Annotated in this window: 2 protein-coding genes, 1 tRNA gene and 1 pseudogene; 1 reads left to right on the top strand and 3 read right to left on the bottom strand. The window is 61.8% G+C overall.

Going from position 1 to position 3243, the window contains the following annotated elements; genetic code table 11:
• Nucleotides 1-617 (bottom strand): annotated as a pseudogene (locus ACEW8G_RS16260) (glutamate dehydrogenase); the annotation flags it as partial.
• 198 nt (nucleotides 618-815) lie between these two features.
• On the bottom strand, nucleotides 816-2213 hold the full coding sequence (locus tag ACEW8G_RS16255; protein WP_373489436.1) for a hypothetical protein: 1398 nt from the start codon (nucleotides 2211-2213) through the stop codon (nucleotides 816-818).
• A 414-nt stretch (nucleotides 2214-2627) separates the two neighbouring features.
• Between ACEW8G_RS16255 and ACEW8G_RS16250 the strand changes: the two genes are divergently transcribed.
• Nucleotides 2628-2703: transfer RNA gene (locus ACEW8G_RS16250), tRNA-Thr, on the top strand.
• Nucleotides 2704-2913: 210 nt separating this feature from the next.
• Here the strand turns inward: ACEW8G_RS16250 and ACEW8G_RS16245 are convergent.
• A partial coding sequence (locus ACEW8G_RS16245) for a hypothetical protein (protein WP_373489435.1) occupies nucleotides 2914-3243 on the bottom strand: 330 nt, incomplete at its 5' end.

Raw genomic sequence — 3243 nt, 5'->3', positions numbered from 1 at the left:
GCCTCGCCATCCGCCAGCGTCGCTGCGTCGGCGAGCATCGCGGCCTGCAGCGCGGGCCAATCGGTCACCGCCGCGCGCACATCGGCCAATGCGGCAACCAGCCCGGCTTCAAGCTGTTTGCGCAGCTTGGCATCGGCGCGTTCGATCTCAAGATAGATCACCGACTCGCGGCGCTCGCCCGGCGCATCATCGGCAAAGATTTCGGACAGCACACCGTCATTGTCGCGGCGCAGCGCAAGGACCGGATGGATCACCCGGTCGATGGCCAGCCCGAAGCCGGAAATGGTTGCGGCGATCGAATCGACCAGAAATGGCATGTCGTCGTTGATGATCGCCAGCCGCATGTGGCGCTGTGATGCCTGACCGGCTACCGTTTCAATCAGCAATGTCGCATCCGCGCTCTGCCGCCGGGCCAGCGCGATCAGCGTGAATTCCGCCGCCGCCTCGCATGCCGCATCGTCAAAACCCTCGTTCTCGCCGGGCAAGGCGCCTTTTTGAAATGCGCCGATCAGCGCCCGGCGCAAGGTTGCGTGCACGTCTGCAGCAAGGATCTGTGCCGGGGCGGGCGCATCGGAAGCCGCTCCCGTGGTGAGAGCTGCATTCTGGGTGTCGGCCATAGAGTCCTCATGACGACGGCGGCTATGCTGCCGCCTTCCTTTAGGGCAGGCATGCCCCGCCGGCGGCTTATGCGCCATTCGCGGGCAATCCTCAAGCGGTCACCTGAGCCCTGACCGGCATCATCTGTAATTTTCTGTCAGCAGACGATTGGATTGTTACGCGGGATACGCGTTGGGTCGTTGACGGCAGGACGCGTGTCAGCGCGCCAGTTTGCGCAGGATCTTGTCAGTCGCCGCGTCGCTGTCATCGACAACCCCGATGATGCCAAGCGCGCCCTGCGCATCACGGCGCGCCACCAGCACAACAAACTCGGCAGCGCCGGTATCAAGTGATGCGAACTCCTGAACCGGTGCTGTGCGTAGCTTCCGCCGGACCGCCTCGGCCTTGTCTGCGGTAGCGCTGTCCTGTGATTTCTTGCGGCGCAGCGCGCGCTCTTCCTGCACAATGGCCTTCAAACCGCCCGGCAGACCGGCGAGCACCTGCGCCAGACCGCCGAAGGGCACATCCTTGCGCATCGCATAGCCCAGCACACAGGCATATTCGGTCAGCCGGGTCTTGTCGTATTCGCTGCCAAAGACCAGCTTGACCAGTGGCGTCATCGGCGCGCGCGCCTGCACCGCAATACCGCTTTGCTTCAGCAGTTCGGCATAGTCATCGGGCCGCGCGCGCGCGGCGAGGGCAAAGTCATGCGCGCGGCTGATCGCGGCATAAAGCGCGGTGCGGCTGCGGTCCTCGCTGGCCAGCACCTGCGACACCTGTCCGCGCGCAAACGCCAGCAGATCAGCAAGCGCGGCGTCTTCGGCAGGCGCGGCGGTCTCGGCAAGCGCCGGCTCGACCGGGTCCGCAGTCACAGGCGCACCGCCAAAGCCGATGTCGCCCAGACCATCCGCATCATCGGCATAGAGTGTATAGTCGCCAACCGGCATCGGATCATTCAGACCCGACAGGTTGAAATCATCTGCGCAATAGCTGTCCTCGGGGCCTTCCTCCCAAACCGGAAGCGATGATTTGCGCGGGGTTTGCTTGACCACCTGATCGATCTGCAGGATCAGCGCATCGGTGGTCGCCTGGTCGGCCAGTTCTTTCCAGTTGATCACGCCATAGACGAAATCGATGGTGTCATCGTCAGAGGAAAAAGGCAGCAGGATGCCGCGATACATGATCGTGCTGCCGCGTTGGTTCACATATTCGGCCTCGAAGCCGACCGGTGCCTGATTGCCGAGAATCTGCAGATAGTGATCGGTGATTCGCGACAACAGCGAGCGGCCGGGTACCTCATCGAGATAGGCGACGGCATCGTCGAGTTCGCATTCGTCGCGCAGCGCTTGGCCGATGAACGGGATCGCCGGATTTTCGATGCCCGACGTGAAATCGAGCAGCACGCTGTTGGGGCCGAAATCTTCAATATTTTCAGGATCGAGGTCTTCAATCGACGGAAATGTGCGGTTGCCGAGCAGCTTGGCCCAATAGTTATAGGCGCGCACATGCATGCGCCGCTCATCGGTGCCAAAGCTGTGCTGCGGGTCCATCAGCGCGTCGTCATCGGCCTCGACAGCCGACGCGGCGAGCCCCGAGGCATCATCATGCCCGCTCATGCTATCCCGAAACCCGCGCAGCGTGTCCATCTTGTCTGGCCTCAAAAATCTTGCCTACAGATCACAGCTTTTCCCTGAATATGGTAAAACTAGGGTTAACCCGCCCGGTTAAACCGCGTTCCCGGGGCATGATGCGAGGCCAGCGTTGTGTGCTGCCCGAATGGCGCGGGCGGGTGCGCAGGAAGGCGTGCGGATTTGCGTGTGGCGAGGTGCGCGGCCGGGCGTTTGGCTGGGTGTGTGGGTGGCGTGAGGCTGTGCGTGCGGCTGGGCATGCGCAACGCAGCTTGCATCTGCGTGCGGCTGCTGGTAACGGCGCGCTTGTTCATGGGCGATGGGGCATAAGCCGCACCGCCAGAGGTTACCGCGCAGTCCTTTCTGCACCCAGGGTCCGCATGTCCGACCCCGCATGGGCAAGCCGCTTTAGCTCAGCCGGTAGAGCACATCATTCGTAATGATGGGGTCAGGTGTTCGAGTCACCTAAGCGGCACCATGGCTTTCACAAAGCACATCAGCAGTTTAAAGCGGAAGGGCCTTTGCGGATGGGAACGCGCGTGGGTCCGGGCTGGGGCGTTTTGGGGTGGCACCTGTGGGGGGCTCTTGGGGGTTCCGGCACGAGCGCCTACTTATCGCCAAACTCCAACTCTCGGGTGCACCGCGGCCATTGTAGACCCTTGGAAGCAATTAAGTCAGGGGACATGTCTTATCGTTGTATTTCCGCTTTTGGCGACTTTCCTTTTTCAACGGATATTGTAACGCCTTCCTGCATGACATGTGCACCCAAGACCTTCGACAATCTGCAGTTTTTTTTGTGCTCGACGCGGGGATCGATCTGTTCGCCGTGGGCCGTGTGCTGGGTCACGCCGATCACAAATCGACTATGCGGTACAGTCACGTCGCCAATGACACCCTGCAGGCCGCCGTCGAAGCTGGTGCAGCGAAATTGGATGTGACGTTCTGATCCTTCGGCTACTGCGGTCGGCGCGGGGAGGGCCTTGCAATTTTTCGCGGCGGGGTCATGCAATTTGAAAGG

Source organism: Blastomonas sp., from assembly GCF_041747255.1.
GTDB lineage: Bacteria > Pseudomonadota > Alphaproteobacteria > Sphingomonadales > Sphingomonadaceae > Blastomonas.
The sequence above is the reverse complement of the archived record's forward strand: the minus strand, read 5'-3'. Positions and strand labels throughout refer to the sequence as shown.

Bases quoted from the DNA above. Each gene is read 5' to 3' on its own strand.
- ACEW8G_RS16255 (WP_373489436.1), bottom strand. From the start codon at position 2,213: ATGAGCGGGCATGATGATGCCTCGGGGCTCGCCGCGTCGGCTGTCGAG.